This is a genomic window from Virgibacillus carmonensis (assembly GCF_057836705.1).
Genome location: NZ_JBYQFJ010000262.1, coordinates 1 through 602, shown reverse-complemented (window position 1 = coordinate 602; position 602 = coordinate 1). Strand labels below are relative to the sequence as shown.

General features: G+C 40.9%; 1 protein-coding gene. It reads left to right on the top strand.

Annotated elements, in window-relative coordinates; translation table 11 throughout:
* Window positions 1-2 precede the first annotated feature (2 nt).
* The coding region (locus tag AC3G7N_RS21750) for an HAD family hydrolase (protein WP_489424210.1) at window positions 3-602 on the top strand (600 nt) is incomplete at its 3' end.

The window sequence follows — 602 nt, the reverse complement described above, 5'->3', positions numbered from 1 at the left end:
AAATAAGTGAGCGGACAAAGCAAACAATCCTCAAGGCAATAGAAAACGGGCATATTGTTGTCATCGCAACAGGTAGGCCACATCGTGCTAGCATCAATTACTACCACGACCTTGGACTCGATACCCCGATGGTAAATTTCAATGGCGCCCTAATCCATCACCCAACAGACGACAAATGGGATGTCTTACATAACCCAATGCCGATCCGAACCGCACATAAAATCATTGAAACCTGTTATGATCTTAACGTGCACAACATTCTGGCCGAGGTTAAAGATCAGGTTTATCTTGATCAGTACAATGAGGATATTATCGGGATTTTTCAATCAACCCAAAATGACCCGCCATTTACCATTGGCAGCCTTAAAAATGAATTAACAGAAGACCCAACATCCTTGCTGATTCACCCAAAAGAAGAAAATATCAAAGAAATACGCAGTCATTTAGATGATCATCATGCAGAATTAATCGAGCATCGTAAATGGGGTGCACCCTGGAATATCATAGAAATAGTTAAAAAAGGCATGAATAAGGCAGTTGGTCTGCAAAAGGTTGCCCATTATTTTGATATTCCCAAAGAGCGAATCATTGCTTTTGGCGAT